The sequence below is a fragment of the Rhodobacter sp. 24-YEA-8 genome (genome assembly GCF_900105075.1).
Lineage (GTDB): Bacteria > Pseudomonadota > Alphaproteobacteria > Rhodobacterales > Rhodobacteraceae > Pseudogemmobacter.
Map to the genome: position 1 here is coordinate 632,412 of NZ_FNSK01000001.1, position 25,735 is coordinate 658,146.

The window sequence follows — 25,735 nt, forward strand, 5'->3', positions numbered from 1 at the left end:
CGACCAGCTTACAACAGGCGGCCGGCGACCGCGTCAAGCTTCGCCACCAGCTTTGGGTCACGTTTCGCAGGGGCCGTCATCAGCGCGGTCTGCAGCGCCTGGTCACAGCCGCAGGGGCAGGGCGCCCGGCCGGTGCCAAGCGCCGCCGGCAATGCGGCCACGACCTCGCGCGCTTTGGCGGCATTGCCGGTCAGCGTCGCGATCACCGCCGCCACATCCACCGCATCATGGTCGGGATGCCAGCAATCGTAATCGGTCACCATGGCGAGGCTCGCATAGCAAAGCTCTGCCTCGCGGGCGAGCTTTGCCTCGGGCATCGCGGTCATGCCGATCACATCGGCGCCCCATTGCCGGTAAAGCCGGCTTTCGGCCAGGGTCGAGAATTGCGGTCCTTCCATCGCGATATAGGTGGCACCGCGATGGAGCGTGATTCCCGCAGACAGCGCCGTCTCCGCCACCAGATCGCCAAGCCGCGCACAGGTCGGATGGGCAAAGCCGACATGGGCCACGAGCCCTTCGCCGAAGAAGCTTTTTTCGCGGGCGAAGGTGCGGTCGATGAACTGGTCCACCAGCACAAACTCCCCCGGTGCACGGTCCTCGCGCAGTGATCCCACCGCCGAGACGGCCAGGATATCGGTGCAGCCGATCCGCTTCAGCGCATCGATATTGGCACGATATGGCACCGAGGACGGGCTGTGGACATGGCCGCGCCCGTGCCGGGGCAGGAAGGCAATCGGCAGCCCGCCGAGCCGCCCGACCAGGATTTCATCCGACGGCGCCCCCCAGGGCGTTGTGACGGTGACCCATGAAGCCCCCTCCAGCCCGTCGATCTGATAGACACCCGAGCCGCCGATGACGCCGATCATGGTGTGACCGGTTGTGGTCTGCCCGGTAATATCCTGCATATCTTTGTCCTTCCTGATGCCGGCCAAAAGCTAGCGCCCCTGCCGCATTGCGGCAAGAGATCCTGCACAAGGGATCCGGGTATTCGGGTCAGCGGAAGATCAACTTCCTCCTGAAGAAAATAGTTCCGCCGGAGGCATCCGACGATTCCCATCGGGAAATGCCGCCAGCCCCTTGCGCCTGGCGCGCCCGGGTTATAGGAAACCGACGATTTTGGCGGGTGATTGTGACCCCGCCTTTGGGCAGAGCCCCAAAAGGGCCTCGGGGGGGTGCAGATGCCGCTTCTGGTAATGAAATTCGGGGGCACATCCGTCGCCGATATCGACCGTATCGCGAATGCCGCGAAGAAGGTGCAAAAAGAGGTCGAACGCGGCTATGACGTGATCGTCATTGTCAGCGCGATGTCCGGCAAGACCAATGAACTGGTCGGCTGGGTCGAGGGTACTTCAAAGCTTTATGACGCGCGCGAATATGATGCGGTTGTGGCTTCGGGCGAGAATGTCACCGCCGGGCTGATGGCGCTGCGCCTGCAGGAAATGGGCGTGCCCGCGCGTTCCTGGCAGGGCTGGCAGGTGCCGATCAACACCACATCGGCGCATAGCTCGGCGCGGTTCGTTTCGATCCCGCGCGAAAACCTTGATGCGAAATTCGCCGAAGGTTTCAAAGTTGCCGTGGTTGCGGGCTTCCAGGGGATCTCGCCCGAGGGGCGGATCACCACGCTGGGCCGGGGCGGCTCGGACACGACTGCTGTTGCCTTTGCCGCCGCTTTCGGGGCCGAGCGCTGCGACATCTATACCGATGTTGATGGCGTCTATACCACCGACCCGCGCGTGAGCTCGAAGGCGAAGAAGCTCGACAAGATCGCCTTTGAGGAAATGCTGGAACTGGCATCTCTCGGCGCGAAAGTCCTGCAGACCCGTTCGGTTGAGCTGGCGATGCGCTACAAGGTGCGCCTGCGTGTGCTGTCCTCCTTCGAGGATACCGACGAGAACTCTGGAACCCTGGTCTGTGACGAGGAGGAAATCATGGAATCGAAAGTCGTAAGCGGCGTCGCCTTCTCGCGTGAAGAGGCGAAAATCACCCTGTTCACCATCGAAGACCGTCCGGGCGTGGCCCAGGCGATCTTTGGCCCGCTGGCGGAGGCCGGGGTCAATGTGGACATGATCGTCCAGAATATCTCGGAAAAGGACTATGACGAGCGCCATAGCGGTGCCGTCACCGATATGACCTTCTCCTGCCCGATCAACCAGGTCGAGCGCGCCAAAAAGGCGATGGAAGAGGCGAAGGCACGCGGCGAGATCGCCTATGACGAGCTGATCATCGACACCGATGTGGCCAAGGTCTCGGTTGTGGGTATCGGGATGCGCAGCCATGCCGGAGTTGCCGCGCGCACCTTCAAGGCGCTGGCGGCGGAAGGGATCAATATCAAGGTCATCGCGACCTCTGAGATCAAGATCTCGGTGCTGATCGACCGGAAATATCTGGAGCTGGCCGTTCAGGCGCTCCATGACGCTTTCGAGCTGGAAAAGGCCTGAGGCATCAGGCAGGAATGAGTTACTGAAGCCGCACCGGTCCGGTGCGGCTTTTTCATATATGGTGAATTTATGAAGAAATTCTCAGGGATTGCAGCCGTTTTGACGCTTGCGGCCTGTATCGGCCCGGATGGAAGCTCCGGTTTGGGTGCTGATCGCAACCAGCAGGTCTTTACCTTTACCATGAATGGCGGCGGCAAAGGCAGCAGTTGCAGCGTAACCGGTGCAGGCGGTCAGGTTTCCAGCGGCACCAATTATCTGGGCGCACCCTATGTGACGATACGCGGCAATGTGCGCCAGGGCGTGATTTTCTGCCAGGACGCGGCGGGTGGGCGCTATAGTACCATGGTCAACCAGCAATCCCCCGCCGGTCTGCGCAATGTGGAGGCAAGCGCCTCTGTCATTGGTATGCGCCGGGATGCCTATCCGGTGCGGATGCTGGTCAGCGGTGGCGCGCAGAACTTTTATCGCGCCTTTGTCAGGCTGCGCTGACGCCGGTCGCCGCGCGGGTCTGCCCGGCTGCACAGCCTGTGATCTGCCCCTTATTCAGGCTCTCCCGGTCACTCGCTGCGCTGCGGCGTCGAGCAACCGTTCCGTTTCCCGCAATCATGTGGTCTAAGGGGCGCAGACGCTTCGCAATTCCTGAAACCGGAGGTCGCGCCCCGATCATGCCCGAACGGACCGAGAGTGAGAGCCGCAGGCTGCTGCGGCGGTTGCGCGATGTGCTGGCCATGCCTGGAAAAGGCCAGGACAGGCTGGATCGCATCACCCATCTGATCGCCGATTCTATGGCGACCGAGGTCTGTTCGATCTATCTTTTCCGCGATGAGGAAACGCTTGAACTGTTCGCCACCGAAGGGCTGAAGAAATCCGCCGTCCACAAGACGCGGATGCGGCTGGGCGAGGGGCTGGTGGGGCGCGTGGCGCGCACCGGTCTGCCGGTGAACACCGCCGATGCGCCCGCGGAAAAAGGCTTCCGTTTCATGCCCGAGACCGGCGAAGAGATCTTTTCGTCTTTCCTCGGCGTGCCGTTGCAGCGGGTGGGTGAGAAGCTGGGCGTGCTGGTCGTGCAGTCGAAAGAGGCGCGGGTGTTTTCCGAGGACGAGCTGGATGCGCTGGAAGTGGTGGCCATGGTGCTCGCCGAGATGACGGAACTGGGCGCCTTTGCCGGCGATGATGGCGGCGGGCGTCCGATCCACCGCCAGTCGCTGATGTTTCGCGGCACCTCGGGCCAGGAGGGCGCTTCCGAGGGCAGGGTCTGGCTGCATGAGCCGCGGGTGGTGGTGACCAACCCGGTCGCCGATGATCCTTTGCTGGAAATCGACCGGATCCGCAATGCGGTGGGGCAGCTCCGCATTTCGATCGATGATCTGCTGGAGGCCGAGCAGCTTGACAAGGACCAGAAGCAGGTCCTGGAAGCCTATCGCATGTTCGCCCATTCGCGCGGCTGGCTGAAGCGGATGGAGGAAGACATCACCCTGGGCCTTTCGGCCGAGGCGGCGGTTGAAAAGGAACAATCGGCGGCGCGGGCGCGGCTGGAACAGGTGCCGGATGCATATTTGCGCGAACGCCTGCAGGATCTTGATGATCTGTCGAACCGGCTTCTCAGGATCCTGACCGGCCAGGGCGCGGATACCGGGGCGGCGATGCCGGAAAACCCGATCCTGATTGCCCGCAATATCGGCCCGGCGGAACTGCTGGAATATGGTCGCCGGCTGAAAGGCGTGGTGCTGGAGGAGGGCTCGGTCGGCTCTCATGCCGCGATTGTCGCGCGCGCTCTGGCGATCCCGCTGGTGATCCATGCCGAAAGGATCAGTGCCGAGGCACTTAATGGTGATAACATCCTGGTGGATGGTGATCAGGGTATCGTGCATCTTCGGCCCGATGAGACCGTTTCGCGCGCCTTCCGGGACAAAATCGCCATGCAGGCCGAAGCCCAGAAACGTTACGCCTCGCTGAAAGGCCTGCCGGCCCAGGCAAAATGCGGTGCGGTGATCTCTTTGCATATGAATGCCGGGCTGATGGCGGATCTGCCGAGCCTTGAGGGATCGGGTGCCGAAGGGGTCGGGCTGTTCCGGACAGAATTGCAGTTCCTGATCCGCAACAAGATGCCGAAACGGGCCGAGCTCGCCTCGCTTTATACCCGCGTGCTGGAGGCGGCCGGCGGACGGCGGGTCGCGTTCAGGACGCTCGATATCGGGTCGGACAAGGTCCTGCCCTATATGAAGCCGAATGACGAGCCGAACCCGGCAATGGGCTGGCGCGCGATCCGGGTGGGGCTGGATAAGCCGGGCGTTTTGCGTATGCAGATGCAGGCGCTGATCCGGGCGGCGGCGGGGCGGCCTCTGACCGTGATGTTCCCCTTCGTCGCGGAATATGGCGAGTTCATGCAGGCGCGCGCCCAGGTCCTGGGCGAGATCCACCGTGAGAAATCGCTGGGTCATCCGGTGCCGGAGACGCTTGAGATCGGCGCTATGTGCGAGACGCCTTCGCTCGCCTTCGCGCCGAGGGCGTTTTTTGATCAGGTGGATTTTGTCTCGGTCGGGGGCAATGACCTGAAACAGTTCTTCTTTGCGGCAGATCGCGAGAATGAACGGGTGCGCAAACGCTATGACACGCTGAATGTCAGTTTCCTGACCTTCCTCGAGCAGATTATCGCGCGCTGCGCCGAAACTGCGACGCCCTTGTCATTTTGTGGCGAGGATGCCGGGCGGCCGGTTGAGGCACTGGTTCTGGCGGCGCTTGGTTTCCGGTCGCTGTCGATGCGGCCGGCCTCGGTTGGGCCGGTCAAGGCGCTGATCCGCAGTGTCGATCTGGGCGAGGTGCGGGCAGTGATCGAAGCGGGGCGTGCGGCGGGGGATGAAACGATCCGGCCGCGGCTGATGGCCTGGCTGGCGACGCAGCCGACCTGACCAGAAGGGTGGAGCAGGCGGCACCCGGGAAAGGGGGGGGGGGCCAGCCCCCCTCGCGGCCAGGGCCGCTCTCCCCCCGGGATATTTAAGGACAGATGAAAATGGCTGCGGGGAAGCCGGAGCCGCAATGGCGCGGGATGCAGGTTCAGGACTATTGTGGCTGATCATAAGAAGGTCCTGCCGCACCTGGGCGTGTGCCCGTCGAATTCCGTGATAAGCTGCGGCATGGTCTTGTGGCGGAGTGGTTTCGCGAAACGCTGGCCTGGACTTTCTGCTCCCCCGTGCCGGGGACAATGACGGCATCCGGACCGAGGCGGCCAGTGCCCCGCTGTAAGCGGCGCGCGATATATAGCCGGCCCGGGATAGTTCCGCCGGGAATCCTCCCCTTGGTTAAGGGGAGGTGACAGCAGGTTTCTCGCTGCCTGAGCCGAGGCGGTTCGAATGAGGAAGACCGGTTTCATCGAGCCGCAGATCCTTGCCGGGCTGCGCGAGGCCGAGGGCGGCGGAGCTGTGTCGCGGGCAAGAGATCAGCGGCGCGAGCTCTTGCATTTGGCGTGCGAGCTATGGCGCCATGAACGCTTCCATGAGGATCCGGATGATGGCATCGGAAGACGAGCACCGGCGGCTCAAACGCATGGTCTGTGGACCTCGCCATGCCGACGGACCTGCTCTGGGAGGCCCCTTGAGGAAAGGGGAAGCTGCTGGAAAAACAACACGCGGCCCGCTCAACGCCAAGATGAGGCGGCGCGGCGCCATCAGTTCGAGACCACTGGCGAAGGCTGCGGGGGGCGAGGGAAGGTTGACTGCATTGCGCTGGCCTGCCAAGGTTCGCCTTCAGTGAGACCTGCTTCCGCGCACTGCGCATTGTCTGCGGGCCTGTCAGGCCCAGAAGCGGTTGCGTAGGATCTTGTGCGAGATGGAATTGACCGCGGCCGGATCAGGCCGGGGCGAGGCATCAAACGGGACAAGCCGGACATGTGCAGCGTGCCGCAAGCACCAAACCTTATGTCACCGATGGTTTTGCTTCGCGGGCCTGCGCTACGTGGGGGATCGCCATCGGTGATGGGCGTCGATTCAGGTCGCCGGACGGTCTGGACATCGTCAACCGCGTGAGTCGGAGGATCGAAGCCGACGTTTCACGGCCCGCCGATCGGGTCATCGGCTGGCGCATCAAGCCTGCCACAAAACGTGGCGCAAAGGGTCGGGAATACATCAGTGGCAATTTGCTGATCCGGGCGTCGGCGCAGGGCCTCGCCAGCTGGCCTGTCTAACCAGGACAGCCCCGGCGGAACGCCTGCACCGAGCGCTGCAACCGCATTGCCCTCCAGAAACGGCCGGACCACTATTTTCATAGAAAGCAGCGGTGTGGCACAGAGTTTTGCCGCGCAACGGCCTTGGGCCTGCACCATATATAAACTCCCCTGGAGCTGGAGGGAGTTGCAAGTTCGGATTGGCGCGTCGTCGGGTGCAGAGACGGGCCCGGCGTCAGGATGCGACCTTGCAGATGTCGCGTCCCCGTTTGATCTTCGCGGATCAGATCCCCAGACAGCGCGGCCTGCGCGGTAGCACTTTGTTGTAATCGGGTTCTGTGATCCCGGCTCACCATCGTAGCGCCAGACCTCTCTGCCTTCTTTCGCCCCAGAGCCTTGCGGCGAATGCCCGGCTTTGCGCTGTTGCTGCCGGAGCCCGGTATGTCCCGCTTTTCACCATCATTGCCCAGACACTACGCGCCATCCGGCTGACCAGAGCGACATGCAACGGCATCGGCGGCCTTCGCGAGAGCTTCTTGTGCGACATGACCTCGCCCGCTGTCGCTCCCGGCGGTTGAAAGACCTGTTTTCCGGGGGCAACGCCGAGGGTTGAGACCTCGTTCTTATTGGTTCCTCCCGATCCCGTCCGGATCACTATGGTACAAAACTGCCGTCAGGAGGGGGGGCAACCCATGACCAATGATCGGTCGAACATTGGAACCGGCGACCATACACCTCTTCAGGACAACTGAAGATGGCGGCGTGAAGTTTACGCCGGAATCCCGCTAGAATGGGGGGAATTACCTTCCTGGGCGATGCACAGGAGTGCGGCGCAATGCGGTGCCCGGGCGGCACGGCTCTGGATCACCAGGTCGGCTTTGACCGGCACGGCAAAGCCCAGCATCAGCGAAGACGCCATCGCCAGGGCGAGAAGGCGGAGAAAGCCGCGATGGCGGCGCGCGGGGCGGGAGAGGCGGGAACGGGCGAAGCGCATCGGGAGAACCTTTCCTGTATTCTGGCCGCAGATCTCGCAGGGCGGGCGGAGACGTGTCCAATGACGAAAACCGTCATCCTGCGGTGATTTGACAAAACAGAGACGTGGGGGCAGGGTCTGGCGCCTGCGCCTGGCCCTTTCCGGCGCCCTCTCTCGCCCTGGTGTGATATGCCTGCCGACAGCCAGACTTCTGCCGCCGAACCCGCGCCCGCCCAATCCTCGCAGCCATTGCCCGGATCCGCATCGAAACATGCGGTTACCTTTGTTCTGATTACGGTCTTTCTGGACATGATCGGCTTTGGCATCATCATGCCGGTTCTGCCGCGGCTGATCGAAGAGGTGGGGCATGTCGGCCTTGACCGCGCCTCAGAGATCGGGGGCTGGATGTTTGCGGCCTTTGCGGTCTCGCAATTCATCTGCTCGCCGCTGGCGGGGAACCTGTCCGACCGTTTTGGCCGAAGGCCGCTTCTGTTGCTCGCGGTGTTCGGGCTGGGGGCGGATTTCCTGCTTTCGGCCTGGGCGCCGACCCTGTTCTGGCTCTTTGTCGGGCGGGTGCTTGCCGGGGTCTGCGGTTCGAGCTGGGTCATCGCCAATGCCTATATCGCCGATGTGACCGCGCCCGAAGACCGCGCCCGCGCCTTCGGGCTGATGGGCGCGGCCTTTGGTGTGGGCTTTGTGATCGGGCCGGCGATCGGCGGCCTGCTGGGAGAGATCGGCACCCGCATTCCCTTTATCGTGGCCGCCTGCGTCTCGTTCCTGAATTTCACCTATGGCTGGTTCGTGCTGCCAGAAAGCCTCGGCCGTGACAAACGCCGCAGGTTCGAGCTGGCGCGCGCCAATCCCTTTGGCGCCTTCCGGGTCTTTCGCACCTATCCGGGGGCTGTGCCACTTTGCGCGGTGCTGTTCGTCTTCTTCTTCGCCTCGTCGGTCTATCCCGCGATCTGGACCTTCTGGGGCATGGCGAAATTCGGCTGGACCGAGGGCATGGTCGGCCTGACGCTGGCAGTGTTCGGCCTTGTGATGGCGGGGTTCCAGGGCGGGCTGACCGGGATCTTTGTGCGCCGGTTCGGCGAGCACCGCACGGCGCTGATTGGCCTCGTCTGCGCCACCATCGCCGCGACCGGTTACGGGCTTGCAGGCGGGCTGGGCGTGGTCGTGGTGCTGATGTTTGTCCATGGCCCCGAGGGCTTTGTCCATCCGATGATCATGGCGATCATGTCCCGCCAGGTGCCCGAAAACGCGCAGGGCGAACTGCAGGGCGGGATTTCGGCCATCACCAATATCGCCATGCTCTTCGGCACGGTTTTCTTCTCGCAGATCTTCGGACATTTCATGGCCGGGGGCCGCGAATGGCAATCGCCGGATGTGGCCTATTGGGTGGCCGGCGGCTGCCTCGCGCTTGCGCTTGTGCTGTTCATATGGCTGACAGGGACAACGGTGCGGAGTGCCACAGGGAAGGCAGCGGAAAAATGAGCGAGCGGTTCAGCGGCAGTTTCACCCAGCAAGAGCCGATCCCGGAGGCGGGTATCGAAGCGGCGCTGGCGGTTTTGCGCCACGGGCGGCTGCATCGCTACAATACCCTGGGCGACGAGATCGCCGAAGCCGCGCTGCTTGAGGAAGAATTCGCGGCTTTCACCGGCGCGCGTTATTGCCTCGGGGTGGCGTCCGGCGGCTATGCGATGGGCTGCGCGCTTCGCGCCGCGGGGCTGGAGCAGGGCGCGGCGGTTCTGACCAATGCCTTCACGCTCGCGCCGGTTCCAGGCGCTGTTCAGGCGGCAGGGGGCCATCCGGTTTTTGTCGAGATCACCGAAGACCTGGTGCTGGATTTCGACGATCTGGCTGCGAAGGCCCGGGCGACCGGCGCGCGCATCCTGCTTTTGTCGCATATGCGTGGCCATAGCTGCGATATGGAGGCGCTGATGGCGCTTTGTGGCGAACTGGGCCTGATCGTGATCGAGGATTGCGCCCATACGATGGGGGCGGAATGGAACGGGGTCGCCTCGGGGCGGCATGGCCTGATCGGCTGCTATTCGACCCAGACCTATAAGCATATGAATTCCGGCGAAGGCGGGCTCCTGATCACGGATGACGCGGATATCGCGGCAAAAATGGTCCTGCTGTCAGGCAGTTATATGCTTTATGCCCGGCACCGCGCCGCGCCCGGGCCCGAAGCGTTTAAGGATATCAGGCTTGATATCCCGAATGTCTCGGGGCGGATGGACAATCTGCGCGCGGCGATCCTGCGGCCCCAGGTCGCGCTGCTGGCAGAACGCCGCGCCCGCTGGACCGCGCTTTACGAGACGATGGAGCGGGGCCTTGCCAATACGCCCGGCCTCAGACTGATCCGGCGCCCCGCGGCCGAGCGCCATGTCGGATCGTCCTTTCAGTTTGCGCTTCCCGGCTGGGAGGCCGCGCGGATCGGGATGCTGCTATCGCGTTGCGTCGCGCGGGGGGTGGAGCTGAAATGGTTTGGGGTGGAAGAGCCGGTCGCCTTCACCTCGCGCTATCCGCATTGGCGCTATGCAGGCGAACAGCATTGCCCGAATACCGACCGCATCCTTGCCGGCCTTGCGGATATGCGGCTGCCGCTGACTTTTTCGGTGGAGGACGCGGCACTGATCGCCCGCATCATCCGCGAAGAGGTGCTGATCACCGGCCAGGCCGGGCATCTCGATGCAGGCGAGGCCCCGGTCATCGAATGAGGGATCCTGACCATCTCGCCTGGCTTGCCAACTGGTACGGGTTGCAATGTGACGGGGATTGGGAACATCAGGACGGCATTCGCATTGAGACGCTCGACAATCCCGGCTGGATGGTGACGGTCAGCCTGACGGGGACAGAGCTGGAGGCGCGGGCCTTTACAGCGACCGGTTCGGGCGAGACGATGGGCGGCGATGGAGACCCGAAGACGCGCTGGCATGACTGCCAGGTCGCTTCCGGCGAGTTTCGCGGTGCCTGTGGCGTCTTCGATCTCGGCCGGGTTCTCGGGATATTCCGCGACTGGGCCGAAAGCCGCCCCGGCTGATCGGGGCGCCAGTGATCCGGTGACCCATGTCCCGTTGCCCCTGCCTTACCGCAGGTAGGGGCTCTCGCCGCCAAGTGAGGCATTGGTGTGCCCGATCAGCGCCTCGCACAGGCAGGCTTCGGTGGTGCAGGCATCGCGGGCGGCGATAAAGCTCTCATCGCGGGACGGATTGCTGTGATCGGTCTCGATGCCGGTTGCGTTTTCCAGCGCATAGACCCAGGCCGCGTCATCGAGATTGCCCATCAGCCAGAGCTCCTGCTCGTCCTCATAGAGGCTGTCGCACATCAACCGGTGCGCGGGCAGCGTAGCCTCGGTCTCGCAATCAATATCGGGGGCGATCTGATAGCTTTCGCCAAAGAGCACCAGGCTCTCCTGCAGCGCCCTGATGCTGATCCCGCAAATCCCCTGCGCGAGGGCCGGCGAGAGGCTGAGGGCAAAGCCTGTCAGCAGGGCCATGACGGGGGCGGCACGATGTAGCCGCAGGGGACGGTTCCGGAGAGGGGAAGACATTGCGATGCTCCTCTGTTGATCGGGACCAAGCCAATGCGACCGGGGCGTTCCGGTCAAGGTCAGGAATAGCGTTGGATAATTTCCTACTGTTTTTCATGGGAATACAGGGGGTAATTGCTTTTGTGATTCCTTTGCCTGCGACTTTCTGACGCCGGGGACGACAACCCTGCCGCGATGCAGCACCGGCAGAGATTCTTTTTGAGAGGCGGCCTGAAGCAACGCAGCAAAACAAGGGGGAACCCCCTTCGGAAGGGTGGGAAAACCCCTCTCCCTCGGTTGACCCCGGGCGGGGGCAGGGGTAAAGCGAACCAATGAGTGCAAGCGGGTCGAAAAAGGGTCCGCAGGCTCGCTGACGCCAGCTGAAGGAGCATCTCGTGGACACGCTTCTCCGAGAGTATCTTCCGATTGTCATTCTGCTCGTGATCGCGGTGGGGCTTGGCCTCGTCCTGATCCTCGCTGCTGCGGTGATCGCAATCCGGAATCCGGACCCTGAAAAGGTTTCGGCCTATGAATGCGGATTTAACGCATTCGATGACGCGCGGATGAAATTCGACGTCCGGTTCTATCTCGTGTCGATCCTGTTCATCATCTTTGACCTTGAGGTCGCTTTCCTCTTTCCCTGGGCGCTTGCGTTCAGCGAGATCTCGATGACAGCGTTCTGGTCTATGATGGTGTTCCTTGGCGTGCTGACCATCGGCTTCGCCTATGAGTGGAAGAAGGGAGCTCTCGAATGGGAGTGATGACCGGTTCCAATACGGTAGGGCTGGACCGCGACGGCGATGTCGCGGCCTTCTCGCGTGATCTGCAGGATAAAGGCTTCCTGCTGACCTCGACCGAGGATGTGATCAACTGGGCCCGGATCGGGTCTTTGCACTGGATGACCTTTGGTCTGGCCTGTTGCGCGGTCGAGATGATCCAGATGTCGATGCCGCATTACGATGTGGAACGCTTTGGCATGGCGCCGCGCGCTTCGCCCCGGCAGTCGGATCTGATGATCGTCGCCGGAACGCTGACGAACAAGATGGCGCCCGCGCTTCGCAAGGTCTATGACCAGATGCCCGAGCCGCGCTATGTCGTGTCGATGGGCAGCTGCGCCAATGGCGGCGGCTATTACCATTACAGCTATTCGGTGGTGCGCGGCTGTGACCGCGTGGTGCCGGTCGATGTCTATGTGCCGGGCTGCCCGCCCACGGCTGAGGCGCTGCTTTATGGCTTGTTGCAATTGCAGCGGAAGATCCGCCGCACCGGCACTCTGGTGAGGTGAACAGGATGTCTGACGCGCTGAACGAACTCGGAGCCACCATTGCCCTGCGCCAGCCCGACGCGGTGCTGTCGCATGCCGTGGCCCATGGCGAGCTGACGCTGCTGGCGACGCCGGCGCATCTTCTTGCGCTGATCGAATATCTGCGGGACGAGGCGACCTGTCGCTTTTCGACGCTGATCGACATCACGGCGGTCGATTACCCGGAACGCCCGGCGCGGTTCGATGTGGTCTACCACTTCCTGTCGATGTACCGGAACCAGCGCATCCGCGTGAAGGTTGCGCTGCGCGAAGAGGAAATGATCCCCTCGCTGGTGAGCCTGCATCCCGGTGCAAACTGGTTCGAGCGCGAAACCTTTGATATGTTCGGGATCATCTTCCAGGGTCATCCCGACCTGCGCCGCATCCTCACCGATTACGGCTTCCGTGGCCATCCGCTGCGCAAAGACTTCCCCACGACCGGCTATGTCGAAGTGCGCTATGACGAAGTGCAGAAGCGCGTCGTCTATGAGCCGGTGAAACTGGTGCAGGAATACCGCCAGTTCGACTTCATGTCGCCCTGGGAGGGCGCGGAATATATCCTTCCGGGCGATCAGAAAGCGGAGGCACCGAAATGATGGACGGCTCCAACTCACAGGATATGCGCCGGAATTTCTATGATGACGGCTCGATGGATATCGAGACGTCCGAGCAGCGGATCCGCAATTTCAACATCAACTTCGGCCCGCAGCACCCTGCGGCCCATGGCGTGCTGCGTCTGGTGCTGGAGCTGGATGGCGAGATCGTTGAACGCGCCGACCCGCATATCGGCCTTCTGCATCGCGGCACCGAAAAGCTGATGGAAAGCAGGACTTACCTGCAGAACCTGCCCTATTTCGACCGCCTCGACTATGTGGCGCCGATGAACCAGGAACATGCCTGGTGTCTGGCGATTGAAAAGCTGACCGGCACTGTGGTGCCGCGCCGTGCGAGCCTCATTCGGGTACTCTATTCGGAAATCGGCCGCATCCTGAACCATCTGATGAACGTCACCACCGGCGCGATGGATGTCGGTGCGCTGACGCCGCCGCTCTGGGGCTTTACCGCGCGCGAAGAACTGATGCAGTTCTATGAACGCGCCTGCGGTGCCCGTCTGCACGCGGCCTATTTCAGGCCGGGCGGCGTCCACCAGGATCTGCCGGCAAAGCTGATCGACGATATCGAGGCCTGGTCGCAGACCTTCCCGAAACTTGTCGATGACCTTGACGGGCTGATCACCGAAAACCGCATCTTCAAACAGCGCACCGTCGATATCGCGACCGTGTCGGAGCAAGACGCGCTGGACTGGGGTTTCTCGGGGGTGATGGTGCGCGGATCGGGCCTCGCCTGGGATCTTCGTCGTGCGCAGCCCTATGAATGCTATGACGAATTCACCTTCCAGGTGCCGGTCGGCAAGAATGGCGACTGCTATGACCGCTATCTCTGCCGGATGCTGGAGATGCGGGAATCCGTCAAGATCATCCAGCAGGCCATCGCGAAACTGCGCGAGCCGGCGGGGCAGGGCGATGTGCTGGCGCGCGGCAAGCTGACGCCGCCGAAACGCGGTGAGATGAAGACCTCGATGGAGGCGCTCATCCACCATTTCAAACTCTATACCGAAGGCTTCCACGTCCCCGCGGGCGAGGTCTATGCTGCGGTTGAAGCCCCGAAGGGCGAGTTTGGCGTCTTCCTGGTGGCGGATGGCACGAACAAGCCTTACCGCGCCAAGATCCGGGCGCCGGGCTATGCCCATCTTCAGGCGATGGATTACCTTGGCAAGGGCCACCAGCTGGCCGATGTCTCGGCGATCATCGCGACGATGGATATCGTGTTTGGTGAGGTGGACAGATGATGGCACGTTTCGCAACGGCTCTTCTGGCCCTTGCTCTGCCGGTGGCGGGCTTTGCCCAGACCAGCGAACTCGGGGAAGAGGCAAAGCAGCTTGCCGCCGCCATCGCGGCAGAGGGCTGTGTGCTGACCCAGGCCAATAACGACGCCGTTCAGAACCGCCTGACGGGGATGAATGACGAAAGCGCCATGGCCGCTTCCGTTCAGCTGATCATCGGCGGATACCTTGTGGAAGAAGGGCAGGGCGCCTTCCGCCTCAAGGGGCTTGGCTGCTGATGCTGTACCGTCTTGCCCCCCTTGCCGTGATGCTGCTGGCCGGGCCCGCGCTTCTCCCGGCGTTTGCTCAGGAGGCGCCGCCCGCCGGCACCGACTGGAAGGCGCTTCTGACCGAGACGCTCGAAGCCCATGGCTGCACGATGACCGAAGAAGAAGCGGCAACCCTCTTGCCGCCGCTTGGGTTCAGCGAAGACTGGACCGCCGTGGTCGTCGAAGAAATGCTTGCCGACGGGTCGGCGGAGCTGGACGAGAATACCTGGGCCCTGACCGTGAAAACGGAGAAATGCCCCTGATGCTGCTGGTCGGGCTCATCCCTGTTTTGGTCCTGACCCCCTTCTTTGTGCATGGTCCCTTCGGGCTCCTGTACATCAAAGCCGTTTTTTCTTTCGTCGGGATCATCTGACATGCTGCGCCGCCTTTACCACGAGCAACCTGCGAGTTTCGCCTTCACGCCCGCCAACCTGGCCTGGGCCGAGGGGCAGATCAGCAAATATCCCGAAGGGCGCCAGGCCTCGGCGGTCATCCCGCTGTTGTGGCGGGCGCAGGAACAGGAAGGCTGGCTGACCAGGCCCGCAATCGAATATATCGCGACCATGCTGGGTATGGCGAATATCCGCGTGCTTGAGGTCGCGACCTTCTACTTCATGTTCCAGCTGCAACCGGTCGGCTCTGTTGCGAATATCCAGATCTGCGGAACCACGTCCTGCATGATCTGCGGCGCAGAAGAGTTGATCGAGGTCTGCAAAGAGCTGATCGCACCGGCGCCGCATACGGTTTCTGCCGATGGCAAATTCAGCTGGGAAGAGGTCGAATGCCTCGGCGCCTGCGCCAATGCGCCGATGGCGCAGATCGGCAAGGATTACTACGAAGACCTGACGCCCACGGTGCTGCGAGGGCTGATCGCGCGCTTCCGCGATGGCGAAGTGCCGCAGCCCGGCTCGCAAAGCGGCCGCTATTCGTCCGAACCGGTCACCGGCCTGACCTCGCTTGCCGAATACAAGGGCAAGGGCGCGGGCCTCAATGGCTCGGTGCAGCGTGCGGTGGATATCGGCGAGACGGTGAAGCGGATCGACGGCACCGAAGTGGCGCTGAACCTGTCCTGGATCCGCAATCGCGAGGGCGGTGTGGCGCTGGCCGAAAAGCCCGCCGCAAAACCGGCTGCCAAAACGGAGGGGCCGGTGGCGGCAGAGGGCAAACAGCCCGAAGCGCTGCAGGGGCCGCGCGGCGGCGCGGCGGATGACCTCAAGGAAATCGAAGGTATCGGCCCGGTGCTGGAACGGCTCTGCCATGAGCTCGGCTTTTTCCATTTCGACCAGATTGCCGGCTGGAGCGAAGACGAAGTCACCTGGGTTGACCAGAATCTCAAGGGCTTCAAAGGCCGCGTGACCCGTGACAAATGGGTGGCGCAGGCGAAACTGATTATGGCTGAAGGTCTGGACGCATTCCGCATCCGGGCAAAGACCAACGATTACTGAGGGCGGGGGCATGACAGGGCCATCGGCACATGACATCAAGCGCGGGCGCCAGGTGCGCCTTGTGGCTGTTGTCATTGCGGTGACGATGATCCTGTGGATGGGCGGGCAATGGCTCGGCGGGCATTTCGGCTGGGAGACGCGGTTTGTCTTCCTTTTCGATCTCGCAGCGATTGCCGGTTTCATCTGGGCTCTGGCCGTGACGTATCAGATCTGGCGCGGGCGCCGGGCGTAAGGAGAGCGAGCGATGCTCAAGGATCAGGACCGCATCTTCACGAACCTCTACGGGATGCATGACCGCTCCCTCAAAGGGGCAATGGCGCGCGGCCATTGGGATGGCACGGCGGATATCATGTCCAAAGGCCGTGACTGGATCGTGGATGAGATGAAAAAGTCGGGCCTGCGCGGGCGCGGCGGTGCGGGCTTCCCGACGGGGATGAAATGGTCCTTCATGCCGAAGGTCTCGGATGGGCGTCCGGCCTATCTGGTGGTCAATGCCGACGAATCCGAGCCTGCGACCTGCAAAGACCGCGAAATCATGCGCCATGATCCGCATACGCTGATCGAAGGCTGTCTGATCGCCGGTTTCGCGATGAATGCGGTTGCTGCCTATATCTATATCCGCGGCGAATACGTCCGCGAGAAAGAGGCGCTGCAGGCTGCGATCGACGAGGCCTATGACGCCGGTCTGATCGGCCGCAATGCCTCGAAATCCGGTTATGATTTCGATGTTTACCTGCATCACGGGGCAGGGGCCTATATCTGTGGCGAAGAAACCGCGCTCTTGGAAAGCCTTGAAGGCCGCAAGGGTATGCCCCGGATGAAGCCGCCTTTCCCGGCGGGGGCGGGCCTTTATGGCTGCCCGACCACGGTGAACAATGTCGAATCCATCGCTGTGGCGCCGACCATCCTGCGCCGTGGCGGCGAATGGTTCGCAGGCTTTGGTCGTCCGAACAATGCGGGCGTGAAGCTTTTCGCGATGTCGGGTCATGTGAACGCGCCCTGCGTGATCGAGGAAACGATGTCGATCCCGATGCGCGAGCTGATCGAGAAACATGGCGGCGGCGTGCGTGGCGGCTGGAAGAACCTGAAAGCGGTGATCCCGGGCGGCGCATCCTGCCCGATCCTGACTGCCGATATGTGCGAAAACGCCATCATGGATTATGATGGTATGCGCGAGCTGAAATCATCTTTCGGCACCGCCTGCATGATCGTGATGGATCAGTCGACCGACGTGATCAAAGCGATCTGGCGCCTGTCGAAATTCTTCAAGCACGAAAGCTGCGGTCAGTGCACGCCGTGCCGCGAAGGCACCGGCTGGATGATGCGGGTCATGGACCGTCTGGTGACCGGCGATGCAGAGGTCGAAGAGATCGACATGCTGTTCGAGGTCACCAAACAGGTCGAAGGTCACACGATCTGCGCCCTTGGCGACGCAGCCGCCTGGCCGATCCAGGGTCTGATCCGCAATTTCCGCGAGGAAATCGAGGACCGTATCAAAGCAAAGCGCACCGGCCGCATCTCGGCCGCGCTGGCTGCGGAGTAATCATGGCCCTTCGCGCAACCCTCAGCATGACGGCACCCGCCCGCGGCCTTTCGGTCGTGGCGCTGGCGCTTGTCCTGTCGGGCTGTGCGGTGATCCATACGCCGCTGCCGGAAACGGTGACACCCGGCCTGCATCAGGTTCAGGTCGATGGCCAGGCGATCCAGGGCGAGGTTCGCCCCGGCCCGACCGGGGTGCAGCTGACCGTGGTCGGCGCGCGGCCGATTGGTGGCCAGGAGATCCGGGTCACCACCGCCGGGGGCCTTCGCAATGATCAGGGCGCGCTGGCCAAGAAAGCCGCCCGCGCGACCTGTGCCGCCGCAGGCGGCCAGTTCCGTGAAAAGGCCATCGGGAAATATGATCGGGCAGGCGCCTGGCTTTTCGCCGGAGGCTGCGCATGATCACGGGATGTTTCAGCCGGCACGGATCACGGAAACGGCACGAAGCCGTGCGTTTTGATGCGCCTGTCGCTCTGGCAGGATGGGGGACCGGTCAGATGACCGGTGCAACCTGTGGAGCATCCGTTATGACATCCGTGAAAATTCTTGCTGTATCGCTGGTGATTGCTGTGAGCGCCGGCGCCGCAGAGGCGCGCACGCCGATCAACCAGGAAGCGCATATCAACGACACATTGCGGCAGGGCTTCATCGCTGACGCGATTGCCGATAATTGCCCGACGATGCGGCCGAGAAAGCTGCGCGCGCTGAACGAGCTGACCAAGCTCAGGGATTACGCGCTGAAACAGGGCTATACCCGCAAGGAAGTCACCGCTTTCGTCGAGAGCAAGACCGAGAAGAAGCGCGGCAAGGCTGAGGCTGCGGCCTGGCTGAAAAAGGCGGGCGCTGAACCGGGCAAGACCCAGGCCTATTGCGCCGTGGGTGAGGCGGAAATCGCGAAGAAAAGCCTGATCGGCTATTTGCTGAGGTCGACCAGATGACCGCCCGAATGGCCCATGGCAAAGCATTGCACACGCGTGACGGTTGTCATCTTGCCGCGCTCAATTTCGGCCTGTTGCGTCACGATTGGGACGCGCCCGAAGTCGTGGATTTCGTGGCCGGACTGGATCTGGTGAACGGGGTCGCCGAACGCGCAGCGGGCTTTGTCTGGCGGCTCGATGACGCGGCGATGGAGACGGCGCAGGCCGATCCGGCCTCGCCGTTCCAGGGCAATCCGCGCATGGCCTCGACGCTTTCTGTCTGGACGGATGCGGACAGCCTTGGCGCTTTCGTGTGGAACACCGTCCACCGGCAGTTCTATGCCCGCAAGGGTGAATGGTATGATGCGCCCGGCGCGCTGGTCCTGTGGTGGGTGCCCGAAGGCCACCGCCCGGACATGGCCGAGGGCTATGCGCGGTGGCAGCATCGCAATGAATTTGGAGACAGCGACCAGGCCTTCGGCTGGTCGTATCTGGAAGAGGCCGCGACATGGACAGCCCATGCATGCGACCGGATCGCGGCGGAGTAGGCGCAGATGTCGAATCTGAAAAAAATCAACATCGACGGGACCGAGCTGGAGATTGACGGCTCGATGACGATCATCCAGGCGGCGGAAGTGGCCGGGATCGAGATCCCGCGCTTCTGCTATCACGAGCGGCTGTCCATTGCGGGCAATTGCCGGATGTGTCTGGTTGAAGTCGTGGGCGGCCCGCCGAAACCGGCGGCCTCCTGCGCGATGCAGGTGAAAGACCTGCGCCCGGGCCCGAATGGCGAGGCGCCGGTGGTGAAAACCAGGTCACCGATGGTCAAGAAGGCCCGCGAAGGGGTGATGGAGTTCCTCCTGATCAACCATCCGCTGGATTGCCCGATCTGCGACCAGGGCGGCGAATGCGATCTGCAGGACCAGGCCATGGCGTATGGCGTGGATTTCTCGCGCTACCGCGAGCCGAAGCGGGCCTCTGACGAGCTGGACCTTGGCCCGCTGGTCAAGACCGCGATGACGCGCTGCATCTCCTGCACCCGCTGCGTGCGGTTCACCTCGGAAGTTGCGGGCATCACCCAGATGGGCCAGACCGGCCGCGGGGAAGACAGCGAGATCACCTCGTATCTCAACCTGACGCTGGACAGTAACCTTCAGGGCAATATCATCGACCTCTGCCCGGTCGGTGCGCTGACCTCGAAACCCTATGCCTTTACCGCCCGCCCCTGGGAGCTGACCAAGACCGAGACCATCGATGTGATGGACGCGCTCGGAAGCAATATCCGGGTCGATACCAAGGGCCGTGAAGTGATGCGCATCCTGCCGCGCAACAATGACGCGGTGAATGAGGAATGGATTTCCGACAAGACCCGGTTCATCTGGGACGGCTTGCGCCGTCAGCGCCTCGACACGCCTTATGTGCGGGTGGATGGCAAGCTGCGCAAGGCGACCTGGGGCGAGGCGCTTGAGGCGGCTGCAGCGGCGATGAAGGGGAAGAAGATAGTGGGTCTGGTGGGTGATCTGGCCCCGACCGAAGCGGTTTACAGCCTGAAAAAGCTGATTGAAGGCCTTGGCGGCAAAGTGGAATCGCGCACCGATGGCGCGCGTCTGCCGATTGGCAATCGTTCCGCCTATGTCGGCACCGCGACGATTGAAGACATCGACAACGCAAAGATGATCCAGCTGATCGGCACCAATCCGCGTGTCGAAAGCCCGGTTCTCAATGCAAGGATCCGCAAGGCCTGGACCAATGGCGCGACCGTGGGTCTGGTCGGTGAGGCAGTCGATCTGACCTATGACTATGTGCATGTCGGCTCTGACCGCGCGGCGCTGGTCGAGCTGTCGGGCAAGGAAATCTCGGATGCGACCCGTGAGGCGCCGTCGATTGTGATCGTCGGTCAGGGTGCGATCAATGAGGCTGATGGCGAGGCCGTTCTGGCCCATGCCATGAAGCTCGCCGAGAATTCGAATTCGAAGCTTTTGATCCTGCATACGGCAGCAAGCCGCGTTGGTGCGCTGGATGTCGGTGCCGTGACCGATGGCGGCATGGCGGCGGCGGTTCTGGGCGCCGAGGTGATCTTTAACCTTGGTGCGGATGAAGTCGAGATCGCGCGCGAATGGACCGATGCCGGCGCGCCGCCCTTCGTGATCTATCAGGGCAGCCATGGTGACCGCGGTGCGAACCGTGCCGATGTCATCCTGCCGGCTGCTGCTTTCACCGAGGAAAACGGCCTGTTCGTCAATACCGAAGGCCGGCCGCAACTGGCGTTCCGCGCGGGCTTTGCGCCGGGCGAGGCCCGTGAGAACTGGGCGATCCTGCGCGCGCTTTCGGGTGAGCTGGGCGCGAAACTGCCCTGGGACAGCCTGGCGGGGCTTCGTGCCGCGCTGATCGCCGATCACCCGCATCTGGGTCTGGTGAATGAGGTCGTGGAAAACGAATGGCAGCCGCTGGAGCTCCGGATGCCGGCGCGTGCGGGCTTCCGCAATGCGATCCGGGATTTCTATCTGACGAACCCGATTGCCCGCGCAAGCCAGGTCATGGCCGAGCTTTCCGCTCAGGCGCTCGCGCGTGCCAACGCGCCGCTGGCGGCTGAGTAAGCCGATGCGTCACCTCGCCACCCTCACGCTGTTCCCGGCCGCCCTGGCGGCTCTGGGGGCCTGCGCGGGGGATGGAGAGGGCGCGCCCATGCCGGGCAAGAAGGAATATCACGGCATCCAGACCGTGCTTCTGGATGGCGATATGGTCAGTTTCCGCGTCGCCATGAAGGGGACGCAGAATGGCAAGGACATCGAGGATTATGCCCGTTGCGCAGCCGCGCAATATGCATTGATCCGGGGCGCCGGTTTCGCCCGCCATGTGCGGACGAATGTTGCAAAATCCGGCGATACGCTGCGGGGGGACTCGGTCTGGCTGGTTTCAGCCGCCTTGCCCCGCGGCGTGAAAACGATTGACGCCGAAGTGACGGTGCAGGATTGCGGCGCATTGAGGATCCCGACGGTCTGAGGGGCAGCCCCCGGACAAAAGGCATAAAGACAGCGGTCCGGAAAACGGACTGAGAGGACGGTAGGAAGATGGACGGATTTTTCTCGACGGGGCTTGGCACGGCGGTCATTCTGATCGCGCAGTGTCTTGCGGTGGTCGCCTTCGTCATGATCTCGCTGATCTTCATGGTCTATGGCGACCGGAAGATCTGGGCGGCGGTGCAGGTGCGGCGCGGCCCGAACGTGGTCGGCCCCTGGGGGATCCTGCAGACCTTTGCCGATGCGCTGAAATATGTGCTGAAGGAAATCGTGGTCCCGGCAGGTGTGGACCGCCCGGTCTATTTCCTTGCGCCGATCCTGTCTTTCGTACTGGCGCTTCTGGCTTTCGCGGTGATCCCGTTCGATTACGGCTGGGTACTGGCTGATATCAACGTCGCGATCCTGTTCGTCTTCGCCGTCTCCTCGCTCGAGGTTTACGGCGTGATCATGGGCGGCTGGGCGTCGAACTCGAAATACGCCTTCCTCGGGGGGCTGCGCTCTGCTGCGCAGATGATCTCTTACGAGGTTTCGCTGGGCCTGATCATCATCGGTCTGATCATTTCGTCCGGTTCTATGAACATGTCCGACATCGTGCGGGCGCAGGATACCGGCTACGGACTTCTTGGCTGGTACTGGCTGCCGCATTTCCCGATGCTGGTTCTGTTCTTCGTCTCGTCGCTGGCGGAAACCAACCGTCCGCCCTTCGACCTGCCGGAAGCTGAATCCGAACTCGTCGCGGGCTTCATGGTCGAATATTCCTCGACGCCGTATCTTCTGTTCATGGCGGGCGAATACATCGCCATCTTCCTGATGTGCGCGCTGATCAGCCTCTTCTTCTTCGGTGGCTGGCTCTCGCCGATCCCGGGCATCGCAGATGGCTGGTGGTGGATGGTCGCCAAGATGTGGATGTGGTTCTTCATGTTCGCGATGGTGAAGGCCATCGTGCCGCGCTACCGCTACGACCAGCTGATGCGGATCGGCTGGAAAGTCTTCCTGCCGCTGTCCCTTGGCTGGGTCGTTCTGGTGGCATTCCTTGCAAAATTTGAAGTGCTTGGCGGCTTCTGGGCCCGCTGGGCGATCGGGGGCTGAGGCAAATGGCCAATATCGACTGGAACCGCGCCACGCGCTATTTCCTGATGATGGATTTCATCAAGGGCTTCGCGCTTGGGATGCGCTATTTCTTCAAGCCGAAGCCCACCATCAACTACCCGCATGAAAAGGGGCCGCTTTCGCCCCGTTTCCGCGGTGAGCACGCTTTGCGCCGTTACCCGAATGGCGAAGAACGCTGCATCGCATGTAAGCTCTGCGAGGCGATCTGCCCGGCCCAGGCCATCACCATCGATGCCGAACCGCGCGAAGACGGCTCGCGCCGCACCACGCGCTACGATATCGATATGACGAAATGCATCTATTGCGGCTTCTGCCAGGAAGCCTGCCCGGTGGATGCAATCGTTGAAGGCCCGAATTTCGAATTCTCGACCGAAACCCGCGAAGAGCTGTTCTACAACAAGGATAAACTCCTTGAGAACGGCGCGCGGTGGGAAGCCGAGATTGCCCGCAATCTCGAACTCGACGCACCTTACCGTTAAGCCAGACCCACCCCAACCGGAGACCCGGCCAGGCCATGAGCAGACTTGAATCAGCAATTACCGGAGCGGCGGGCGGGGCAATTACCTTCGCCCTTGTCGCTCTGTTTGCTGGTGGGATGCTCAGAGGCGATCAGGGAGTTCCCGGCCCGGCCGGTGTCGCAGGCCCGGCAGGGGCGGAAGGTCAGCCCGGCGCCCAGGGACCCGGCGGCGTACAGGGCCCCGTTGGCCCGGCCGGCCCGCAAGGCGTTGAAGGTGTCGCCGGCCCGCAGGGGCCGCAGGGCGAGATCGGTGTTCAGGGTCCTGCCGGCCCGCAGGGCGTGGCGGGCGAAGGTGATCCCGGCCCGGATGCACTTCTTCTGGTGCGCCGCGTGGGCGGTTGCCCCACCGGCTGGAACCCGGCAGGAGAGGTTGTGCTGAACGCGTCTCCCGATTATGCGGGCAGCGCTGACCAGGAACGCTCGAACCCGGGGGTCGTGACTTCGGCAACAACGGGCTTTGCCAATGTCAATTTCTTCCTCTGCCAGCAGGGGAATGCCGGCGGGTCCGATGGGGAGGGCGCGGAATGAACGAAGCCTATACCAAAATGCTGAGCCAGATGATGGAAAGCAGCCAGGAGATGCTGAAAAGCTTCAATCCGGGCCTGGCATCGGTGACGGAAAGCATGAGCGAAGGCATGAAAGCGGGTGGCTTTGACAAGCTGTTCCCGACCATGCCGGCGGATCTGATGGAAATGTGGTTCGGCAAGACCTTTAACCGCGAGGGGCTCGACAGCCGCACGCGGCTTCTGGTGACGCTGGCCGGGCTGACGGTGCAGGGGGCGCTGCTGCCCGCAGGCATCGCTGAGCCGCAGATCAGAGTGACGGTCCGGCATGCGCTGGAAGCCGGCGCCACGGAACGCGAGATCGCCGAGGTGATCTGGCAAATGAGCATGTTCGGCGGTTTGCCCGCCATGAGACAGGCGCTGGACATTGCCCAGTCCGTCTTTGACGAGAGGAAGGAAGCTAGCAAATGACCGTCGCGGTTTTTGCCTTTTATGTCTTTGCGGTTGTGACGGTGGGGTCGGGCCTGATGGTCACGGTCTCGCGCAATCCGGTTCATGCGGTGCTCTGGCTGATCTCGGCCTTTGTCGGCGCGACCGGGCTTTTCGTGCTGCTCGGCGCCGAGTTCATCGCGATGCTCCTGCTGATCGTCTATGTCGGTGCGGTGGCGGTGCTGTTCCTCTTTGTCGTGATGATGCTTGATGTGGATTTCGCAGCGCTGAAGGGCGAGATGGCGCGGGCCATGCCGCTGGCGCTCCTGATCGGCGTTGTGCTGCTGATGCAGATCGGGATCGCCTTTGGCTCCTGGCGGGTGTCTTCGGGCGCGAGCCTCACGAACCCGACGCCCACGGATATCGACAATGCGCGCGCCATCGGCCTGCTGATCTATGACCGTTATATCTATCTCTTCCAGGCCGCAGGCCTTGTGCTGCTGGTCGCGATGATCGGTGCGATCCTTCTGACCCTGCGCCACCGTACCGGCATCAAGCGCCAGAACGTGCTGCATCAGATGTGGCGCGACCCGGCCCAGACCATCGAGATGAAAGACATCAAACCGGGGCAGGGGCTCTGATCCATGATCCGTGCGGGCATCATCTTTGCGGCTTTCGCAGCCACGCTGGCGGTTTCGCCGGCGCGGGCCTGTGAGCCTGCGGAAATGAAGCCCAAAGCGGGTGTGCTGCGTGGTGACCTTTGCGAGACCTCATGGATTGTCTCGCCTTCTGACCAGGCGCGGGTTTCTTCTGCCCGGGCGCTGGCGCCGGGCCTGGTGCTGCAAGGCCTGAGGCGCGGCAATGCCTGTATGGGGGCGACCTCTTACGTGATCCATGACTGTGCCCGGGGCGAAAGTCTTGTGATGGCGGCGCGTGGCTATGATCTCTACGCGCCTGAGCGCGCAGCGAGCGACAACCGGCTCGAAGAAAAGCTCTACCGGGCCGCAGGCCGCAAAGCAGTGGATCTTCCCGCGCTGCGTAAAGTCGCGATGCGCCACGGCGTGAGCGATTTTCAGACCGTTGCGAAGGGCGCGAGCTTTGCTTTCGGCGGGCGGAACATCAGCTTTGAATGTGGCTGCAAGACGCTGTTTCCTGAGATGGAGGGCAAGGGATGAAGCTTTGCCTTTCCGGTATGATGCTGCTGGCGGCCGGCTCCGCGCAGGCTCTGACCCCGCTGCCGCCCTGTGGTGGCGTTGAGGCCGGGATGCGGACCGGTTTTCCGGCGCAGATCGCAGGCACCGGCATCGTGGTGGAGGAATATCGCCACAATATCGTGAGCCATGGCGATCTTGCCGAGGCAGATACGCCGGCGGCAGCCGCGCTTTCGGGGTTCAATGGTCTGCGGATCACCGATTGCGCAAGCGGTCGCATGGTCGCAGTGCCGGGGCAGGGGCGCAGCTATGACGCCGCCGATGCGCTGGCCGCGACAACCTTCCTGCGCGAGGCGGCAGCCAGGAAACAGCCCGCCACGGCGGCACGGATGAAACAGGCGGTGAAAGCCGTTCTGGGCAAAGGGATCGAGCTGCGTGAAAACGCCGAGACCTGCGCCTGCAACACTTACTTTCCGGAACTGCGCGCCAAAGGGATGACCCCTTACAAAGAGCGCAACGATCTGGGGCAATAACGGGCGAGAGCG

At 62.7% G+C, this 25,735-nt stretch carries 30 protein-coding genes; 27 read left to right on the plus strand and 3 right to left on the minus strand.

What is annotated here, in order from left to right; genetic code table 11:
- Positions 1-8 precede the first annotated feature (8 nt).
- Positions 9-905 (minus strand): S-methyl-5'-thioadenosine phosphorylase, encoded by an 897-nt coding sequence (locus tag BLW25_RS03065; RefSeq protein WP_092901420.1) that lies wholly within the window; start codon positions 903-905, stop codon positions 9-11.
- A gap of 273 nt (positions 906-1,178) precedes the next feature.
- On the opposite strand from BLW25_RS03065, the gene BLW25_RS03070 reads away from it, so the two are divergent.
- The 3 genes from BLW25_RS03070 to ptsP all read left to right on the plus strand — a co-directional run bounded on the left by BLW25_RS03070 (position 1,179) and on the right by ptsP (position 5,347).
- The gene (locus BLW25_RS03070; protein ID WP_092896239.1) at positions 1,179-2,438 is read left to right on the plus strand and encodes an aspartate kinase; all 1,260 of its coding nucleotides are present in this window, start codon (positions 1,179-1,181) and stop codon (positions 2,436-2,438) included.
- A 69-nt stretch (positions 2,439-2,507) separates the two neighbouring features.
- On the plus strand, positions 2,508-2,927 hold the full coding sequence (locus tag BLW25_RS03075) for a hypothetical protein (protein ID WP_092896241.1): 420 nt from the start codon (positions 2,508-2,510) through the stop codon (positions 2,925-2,927).
- A 176-nt stretch (positions 2,928-3,103) separates the two neighbouring features.
- Positions 3,104-5,347, plus strand: a complete 2,244-nt coding sequence (ptsP, locus tag BLW25_RS03080) for a phosphoenolpyruvate--protein phosphotransferase (RefSeq protein WP_092896243.1) — start codon at positions 3,104-3,106, stop codon at positions 5,345-5,347.
- A 2,019-nt stretch (positions 5,348-7,366) separates the two neighbouring features.
- Here the strand turns inward: ptsP and BLW25_RS23860 are convergent.
- Positions 7,367-7,591, minus strand: a complete 225-nt coding sequence (locus BLW25_RS23860; protein WP_143040428.1) for a hypothetical protein — start codon at positions 7,589-7,591, stop codon at positions 7,367-7,369.
- A 168-nt stretch (positions 7,592-7,759) separates the two neighbouring features.
- Between BLW25_RS23860 and BLW25_RS03095 the strand changes: the two genes are divergently transcribed.
- Genes BLW25_RS03095 through BLW25_RS03105 form a run of 3 tightly spaced genes read left to right on the plus strand, consistent with a single transcriptional unit; the run spans position 7,760 to position 10,616 of the window.
- Positions 7,760-9,064: a TCR/Tet family MFS transporter gene (locus tag BLW25_RS03095; RefSeq protein ID WP_092896249.1), complete on the plus strand. Its 1,305-nt coding sequence runs from the start codon at positions 7,760-7,762 to the stop codon at positions 9,062-9,064.
- Positions 9,061-10,293, plus strand: a complete 1,233-nt coding sequence (locus BLW25_RS03100) for a DegT/DnrJ/EryC1/StrS family aminotransferase (RefSeq protein WP_092896251.1) — start codon at positions 9,061-9,063, stop codon at positions 10,291-10,293. The genes BLW25_RS03095 and BLW25_RS03100 overlap by 4 nt, the downstream gene beginning before the upstream one ends.
- Positions 10,290-10,616 (plus strand): immunity 53 family protein, encoded by a 327-nt coding sequence (locus BLW25_RS03105; RefSeq protein ID WP_092896253.1) that lies wholly within the window; start codon positions 10,290-10,292, stop codon positions 10,614-10,616. Before BLW25_RS03100 ends, BLW25_RS03105 begins: the two co-directional genes overlap by 4 nt.
- A 45-nt stretch (positions 10,617-10,661) precedes the next feature.
- On the opposite strand, the gene BLW25_RS03110 is transcribed toward BLW25_RS03105, so the two are convergent.
- Positions 10,662-11,126, minus strand: a complete 465-nt coding sequence (locus BLW25_RS03110) for a hypothetical protein (RefSeq protein ID WP_143040429.1) — start codon at positions 11,124-11,126, stop codon at positions 10,662-10,664.
- Positions 11,127-11,500: 374 nt separating this feature from the next.
- Between BLW25_RS03110 and BLW25_RS03115 the strand changes: the two genes are divergently transcribed.
- From BLW25_RS03115 to BLW25_RS03215, 21 genes are all read left to right on the plus strand, one after another.
- Entirely contained in the window at positions 11,501-11,866 is a 366-nt protein-coding gene (locus BLW25_RS03115; RefSeq protein ID WP_092896257.1) for an NADH-quinone oxidoreductase subunit A, read from the plus strand.
- Complete coding sequence (locus BLW25_RS03120) at positions 11,857-12,390, plus strand: NuoB/complex I 20 kDa subunit family protein (protein WP_092896259.1); 534 nt, start codon at positions 11,857-11,859, stop codon at positions 12,388-12,390. The genes BLW25_RS03115 and BLW25_RS03120 overlap by 10 nt, the downstream gene beginning before the upstream one ends.
- Before the next feature lie 5 nt (positions 12,391-12,395).
- Positions 12,396-13,004 carry an NADH-quinone oxidoreductase subunit C gene (locus BLW25_RS03125; RefSeq protein ID WP_092896261.1) on the plus strand — a complete coding sequence of 203 codons (609 nt, stop codon included), beginning with the start codon at positions 12,396-12,398 and terminating at the stop codon, positions 13,002-13,004.
- Complete coding sequence (locus BLW25_RS03130; protein ID WP_092896263.1) at positions 13,001-14,257, plus strand: NADH-quinone oxidoreductase subunit D; 1,257 nt, start codon at positions 13,001-13,003, stop codon at positions 14,255-14,257. Before BLW25_RS03125 ends, BLW25_RS03130 begins: the two co-directional genes overlap by 4 nt.
- Positions 14,257-14,529 carry a hypothetical protein gene (locus BLW25_RS03135; protein ID WP_092896265.1) on the plus strand — a complete coding sequence of 91 codons (273 nt, stop codon included), beginning with the start codon at positions 14,257-14,259 and terminating at the stop codon, positions 14,527-14,529. The genes BLW25_RS03130 and BLW25_RS03135 overlap by 1 nt, the downstream gene beginning before the upstream one ends.
- Positions 14,529-14,822 (plus strand): hypothetical protein, encoded by a 294-nt coding sequence (locus BLW25_RS03140; protein ID WP_092896267.1) that lies wholly within the window; start codon positions 14,529-14,531, stop codon positions 14,820-14,822. The genes BLW25_RS03135 and BLW25_RS03140 overlap by 1 nt, the downstream gene beginning before the upstream one ends.
- Before the next feature lie 111 nt (positions 14,823-14,933).
- Positions 14,934-16,004 carry an NADH-quinone oxidoreductase subunit NuoE gene (gene nuoE, locus BLW25_RS03145; RefSeq protein ID WP_092896269.1) on the plus strand — a complete coding sequence of 357 codons (1,071 nt, stop codon included), beginning with the start codon at positions 14,934-14,936 and terminating at the stop codon, positions 16,002-16,004.
- A gap of 10 nt (positions 16,005-16,014) precedes the next feature.
- Positions 16,015-16,236: a DUF5337 domain-containing protein gene (locus BLW25_RS03150; protein WP_092896271.1), complete on the plus strand. Its 222-nt coding sequence runs from the start codon at positions 16,015-16,017 to the stop codon at positions 16,234-16,236.
- 12 nt (positions 16,237-16,248) lie between these two features.
- Positions 16,249-17,547 (plus strand): NADH-quinone oxidoreductase subunit NuoF, encoded by a 1,299-nt coding sequence (gene nuoF / locus BLW25_RS03155; protein WP_092896273.1) that lies wholly within the window; start codon positions 16,249-16,251, stop codon positions 17,545-17,547.
- 2 nt (positions 17,548-17,549) lie between these two features.
- Positions 17,550-17,945: a hypothetical protein gene (locus tag BLW25_RS03160; protein ID WP_092896275.1), complete on the plus strand. Its 396-nt coding sequence runs from the start codon at positions 17,550-17,552 to the stop codon at positions 17,943-17,945.
- Between the two features lie 125 nt (positions 17,946-18,070).
- Positions 18,071-18,481: a DUF5333 domain-containing protein gene (locus tag BLW25_RS03165; RefSeq protein ID WP_143040430.1), complete on the plus strand. Its 411-nt coding sequence runs from the start codon at positions 18,071-18,073 to the stop codon at positions 18,479-18,481.
- Positions 18,478-19,008: a DUF3291 domain-containing protein gene (locus BLW25_RS03170; RefSeq protein WP_253188187.1), complete on the plus strand. Its 531-nt coding sequence runs from the start codon at positions 18,478-18,480 to the stop codon at positions 19,006-19,008. Before BLW25_RS03165 ends, BLW25_RS03170 begins: the two co-directional genes overlap by 4 nt.
- Before the next feature lie 6 nt (positions 19,009-19,014).
- Positions 19,015-21,057, plus strand: a complete 2,043-nt coding sequence (gene nuoG, locus BLW25_RS03175) for an NADH-quinone oxidoreductase subunit NuoG (protein ID WP_092896281.1) — start codon at positions 19,015-19,017, stop codon at positions 21,055-21,057.
- Positions 21,058-21,061: 4 nt separating this feature from the next.
- A complete protein-coding gene (locus tag BLW25_RS03180) occupies positions 21,062-21,463 on the plus strand; it encodes a hypothetical protein (protein ID WP_092896283.1) in 402 nt (133 codons plus the stop codon).
- A 68-nt stretch (positions 21,464-21,531) separates the two neighbouring features.
- Complete coding sequence (nuoH, locus tag BLW25_RS03185) at positions 21,532-22,569, plus strand: NADH-quinone oxidoreductase subunit NuoH (RefSeq protein WP_092896285.1); 1,038 nt, start codon at positions 21,532-21,534, stop codon at positions 22,567-22,569.
- Between the two features lie 5 nt (positions 22,570-22,574).
- A complete protein-coding gene (gene nuoI / locus BLW25_RS03190) occupies positions 22,575-23,069 on the plus strand; it encodes an NADH-quinone oxidoreductase subunit NuoI (RefSeq protein WP_092896287.1) in 495 nt (164 codons plus the stop codon).
- Between the two features lie 35 nt (positions 23,070-23,104).
- Positions 23,105-23,635: a collagen-like domain-containing protein gene (locus BLW25_RS03195; protein WP_092896289.1), complete on the plus strand. Its 531-nt coding sequence runs from the start codon at positions 23,105-23,107 to the stop codon at positions 23,633-23,635.
- Entirely contained in the window at positions 23,632-24,081 is a 450-nt protein-coding gene (locus BLW25_RS03200; RefSeq protein WP_092896291.1) for a carboxymuconolactone decarboxylase family protein, read from the plus strand. The genes BLW25_RS03195 and BLW25_RS03200 overlap by 4 nt, the downstream gene beginning before the upstream one ends.
- Positions 24,078-24,680 (plus strand): NADH-quinone oxidoreductase subunit J, encoded by a 603-nt coding sequence (locus BLW25_RS03205; protein WP_092896293.1) that lies wholly within the window; start codon positions 24,078-24,080, stop codon positions 24,678-24,680. The genes BLW25_RS03200 and BLW25_RS03205 overlap by 4 nt, the downstream gene beginning before the upstream one ends.
- Before the next feature lie 3 nt (positions 24,681-24,683).
- A complete protein-coding gene (locus tag BLW25_RS03210) occupies positions 24,684-25,214 on the plus strand; it encodes a hypothetical protein (protein ID WP_092896295.1) in 531 nt (176 codons plus the stop codon).
- Positions 25,211-25,723, plus strand: a complete 513-nt coding sequence (locus BLW25_RS03215) for a hypothetical protein (RefSeq protein WP_092896297.1) — start codon at positions 25,211-25,213, stop codon at positions 25,721-25,723. Before BLW25_RS03210 ends, BLW25_RS03215 begins: the two co-directional genes overlap by 4 nt.
- Positions 25,724-25,735: the final 12 nt, after the last annotated feature.

Excerpts from the sequence above, each read along its gene's own strand:
- BLW25_RS03140 (WP_092896267.1), top strand. The coding sequence starts at position 14,529 with ATGCTGTACCGTCTTGCCCCCCTTGCCGTGATGCTGCTGGCCGGGCCC.
- BLW25_RS03160 (WP_092896275.1), top strand. The coding sequence starts at position 17,550 with ATGGCCCTTCGCGCAACCCTCAGCATGACGGCACCCGCCCGCGGCCTT.
- BLW25_RS03215 (WP_092896297.1), top strand. The coding sequence starts at position 25,211 with ATGAAGCTTTGCCTTTCCGGTATGATGCTGCTGGCGGCCGGCTCCGCG.
- BLW25_RS03130 (WP_092896263.1), top strand. The coding sequence starts at position 13,001 with ATGATGGACGGCTCCAACTCACAGGATATGCGCCGGAATTTCTATGAT.
- BLW25_RS03205 (WP_092896293.1), top strand. The coding sequence starts at position 24,078 with ATGACCGTCGCGGTTTTTGCCTTTTATGTCTTTGCGGTTGTGACGGTG.
- BLW25_RS23860 (WP_143040428.1), bottom strand. The coding sequence starts at position 7,591 with ATGCGCTTCGCCCGTTCCCGCCTCTCCCGCCCCGCGCGCCGCCATCGC.
- BLW25_RS03100 (WP_092896251.1), top strand. The coding sequence starts at position 9,061 with ATGAGCGAGCGGTTCAGCGGCAGTTTCACCCAGCAAGAGCCGATCCCG.
- BLW25_RS03180 (WP_092896283.1), top strand. The coding sequence starts at position 21,062 with ATGCGTCACCTCGCCACCCTCACGCTGTTCCCGGCCGCCCTGGCGGCT.
- BLW25_RS03135 (WP_092896265.1), top strand. The coding sequence starts at position 14,257 with ATGGCACGTTTCGCAACGGCTCTTCTGGCCCTTGCTCTGCCGGTGGCG.
- BLW25_RS03120 (WP_092896259.1), top strand. The coding sequence starts at position 11,857 with ATGGGAGTGATGACCGGTTCCAATACGGTAGGGCTGGACCGCGACGGC.
- nuoE (WP_092896269.1), top strand. The coding sequence starts at position 14,934 with ATGCTGCGCCGCCTTTACCACGAGCAACCTGCGAGTTTCGCCTTCACG.
- BLW25_RS03105 (WP_092896253.1), top strand. The coding sequence starts at position 10,290 with ATGAGGGATCCTGACCATCTCGCCTGGCTTGCCAACTGGTACGGGTTG.
- ptsP (WP_092896243.1), top strand. The coding sequence starts at position 3,104 with ATGCCCGAACGGACCGAGAGTGAGAGCCGCAGGCTGCTGCGGCGGTTG.
- BLW25_RS03165 (WP_143040430.1), top strand. The coding sequence starts at position 18,071 with ATGACATCCGTGAAAATTCTTGCTGTATCGCTGGTGATTGCTGTGAGC.
- nuoI (WP_092896287.1), top strand. The coding sequence starts at position 22,575 with ATGGCCAATATCGACTGGAACCGCGCCACGCGCTATTTCCTGATGATG.
- BLW25_RS03065 (WP_092901420.1), bottom strand. The coding sequence starts at position 905 with ATGCAGGATATTACCGGGCAGACCACAACCGGTCACACCATGATCGGC.
- BLW25_RS03110 (WP_143040429.1), bottom strand. The coding sequence starts at position 11,126 with ATGTCTTCCCCTCTCCGGAACCGTCCCCTGCGGCTACATCGTGCCGCC.
- BLW25_RS03150 (WP_092896271.1), top strand. The coding sequence starts at position 16,015 with ATGACAGGGCCATCGGCACATGACATCAAGCGCGGGCGCCAGGTGCGC.
- BLW25_RS03070 (WP_092896239.1), top strand. The coding sequence starts at position 1,179 with ATGCCGCTTCTGGTAATGAAATTCGGGGGCACATCCGTCGCCGATATC.
- BLW25_RS03125 (WP_092896261.1), top strand. The coding sequence starts at position 12,396 with ATGTCTGACGCGCTGAACGAACTCGGAGCCACCATTGCCCTGCGCCAG.
- BLW25_RS03195 (WP_092896289.1), top strand. The coding sequence starts at position 23,105 with ATGAGCAGACTTGAATCAGCAATTACCGGAGCGGCGGGCGGGGCAATT.
- BLW25_RS03200 (WP_092896291.1), top strand. The coding sequence starts at position 23,632 with ATGAACGAAGCCTATACCAAAATGCTGAGCCAGATGATGGAAAGCAGC.
- nuoG (WP_092896281.1), top strand. The coding sequence starts at position 19,015 with ATGTCGAATCTGAAAAAAATCAACATCGACGGGACCGAGCTGGAGATT.
- BLW25_RS03210 (WP_092896295.1), top strand. The coding sequence starts at position 24,684 with ATGATCCGTGCGGGCATCATCTTTGCGGCTTTCGCAGCCACGCTGGCG.
- nuoF (WP_092896273.1), top strand. The coding sequence starts at position 16,249 with ATGCTCAAGGATCAGGACCGCATCTTCACGAACCTCTACGGGATGCAT.
- nuoH (WP_092896285.1), top strand. The coding sequence starts at position 21,532 with ATGGACGGATTTTTCTCGACGGGGCTTGGCACGGCGGTCATTCTGATC.
- BLW25_RS03170 (WP_253188187.1), top strand. The coding sequence starts at position 18,478 with ATGACCGCCCGAATGGCCCATGGCAAAGCATTGCACACGCGTGACGGT.
- BLW25_RS03095 (WP_092896249.1), top strand. The coding sequence starts at position 7,760 with ATGCCTGCCGACAGCCAGACTTCTGCCGCCGAACCCGCGCCCGCCCAA.
- BLW25_RS03075 (WP_092896241.1), top strand. The coding sequence starts at position 2,508 with ATGAAGAAATTCTCAGGGATTGCAGCCGTTTTGACGCTTGCGGCCTGT.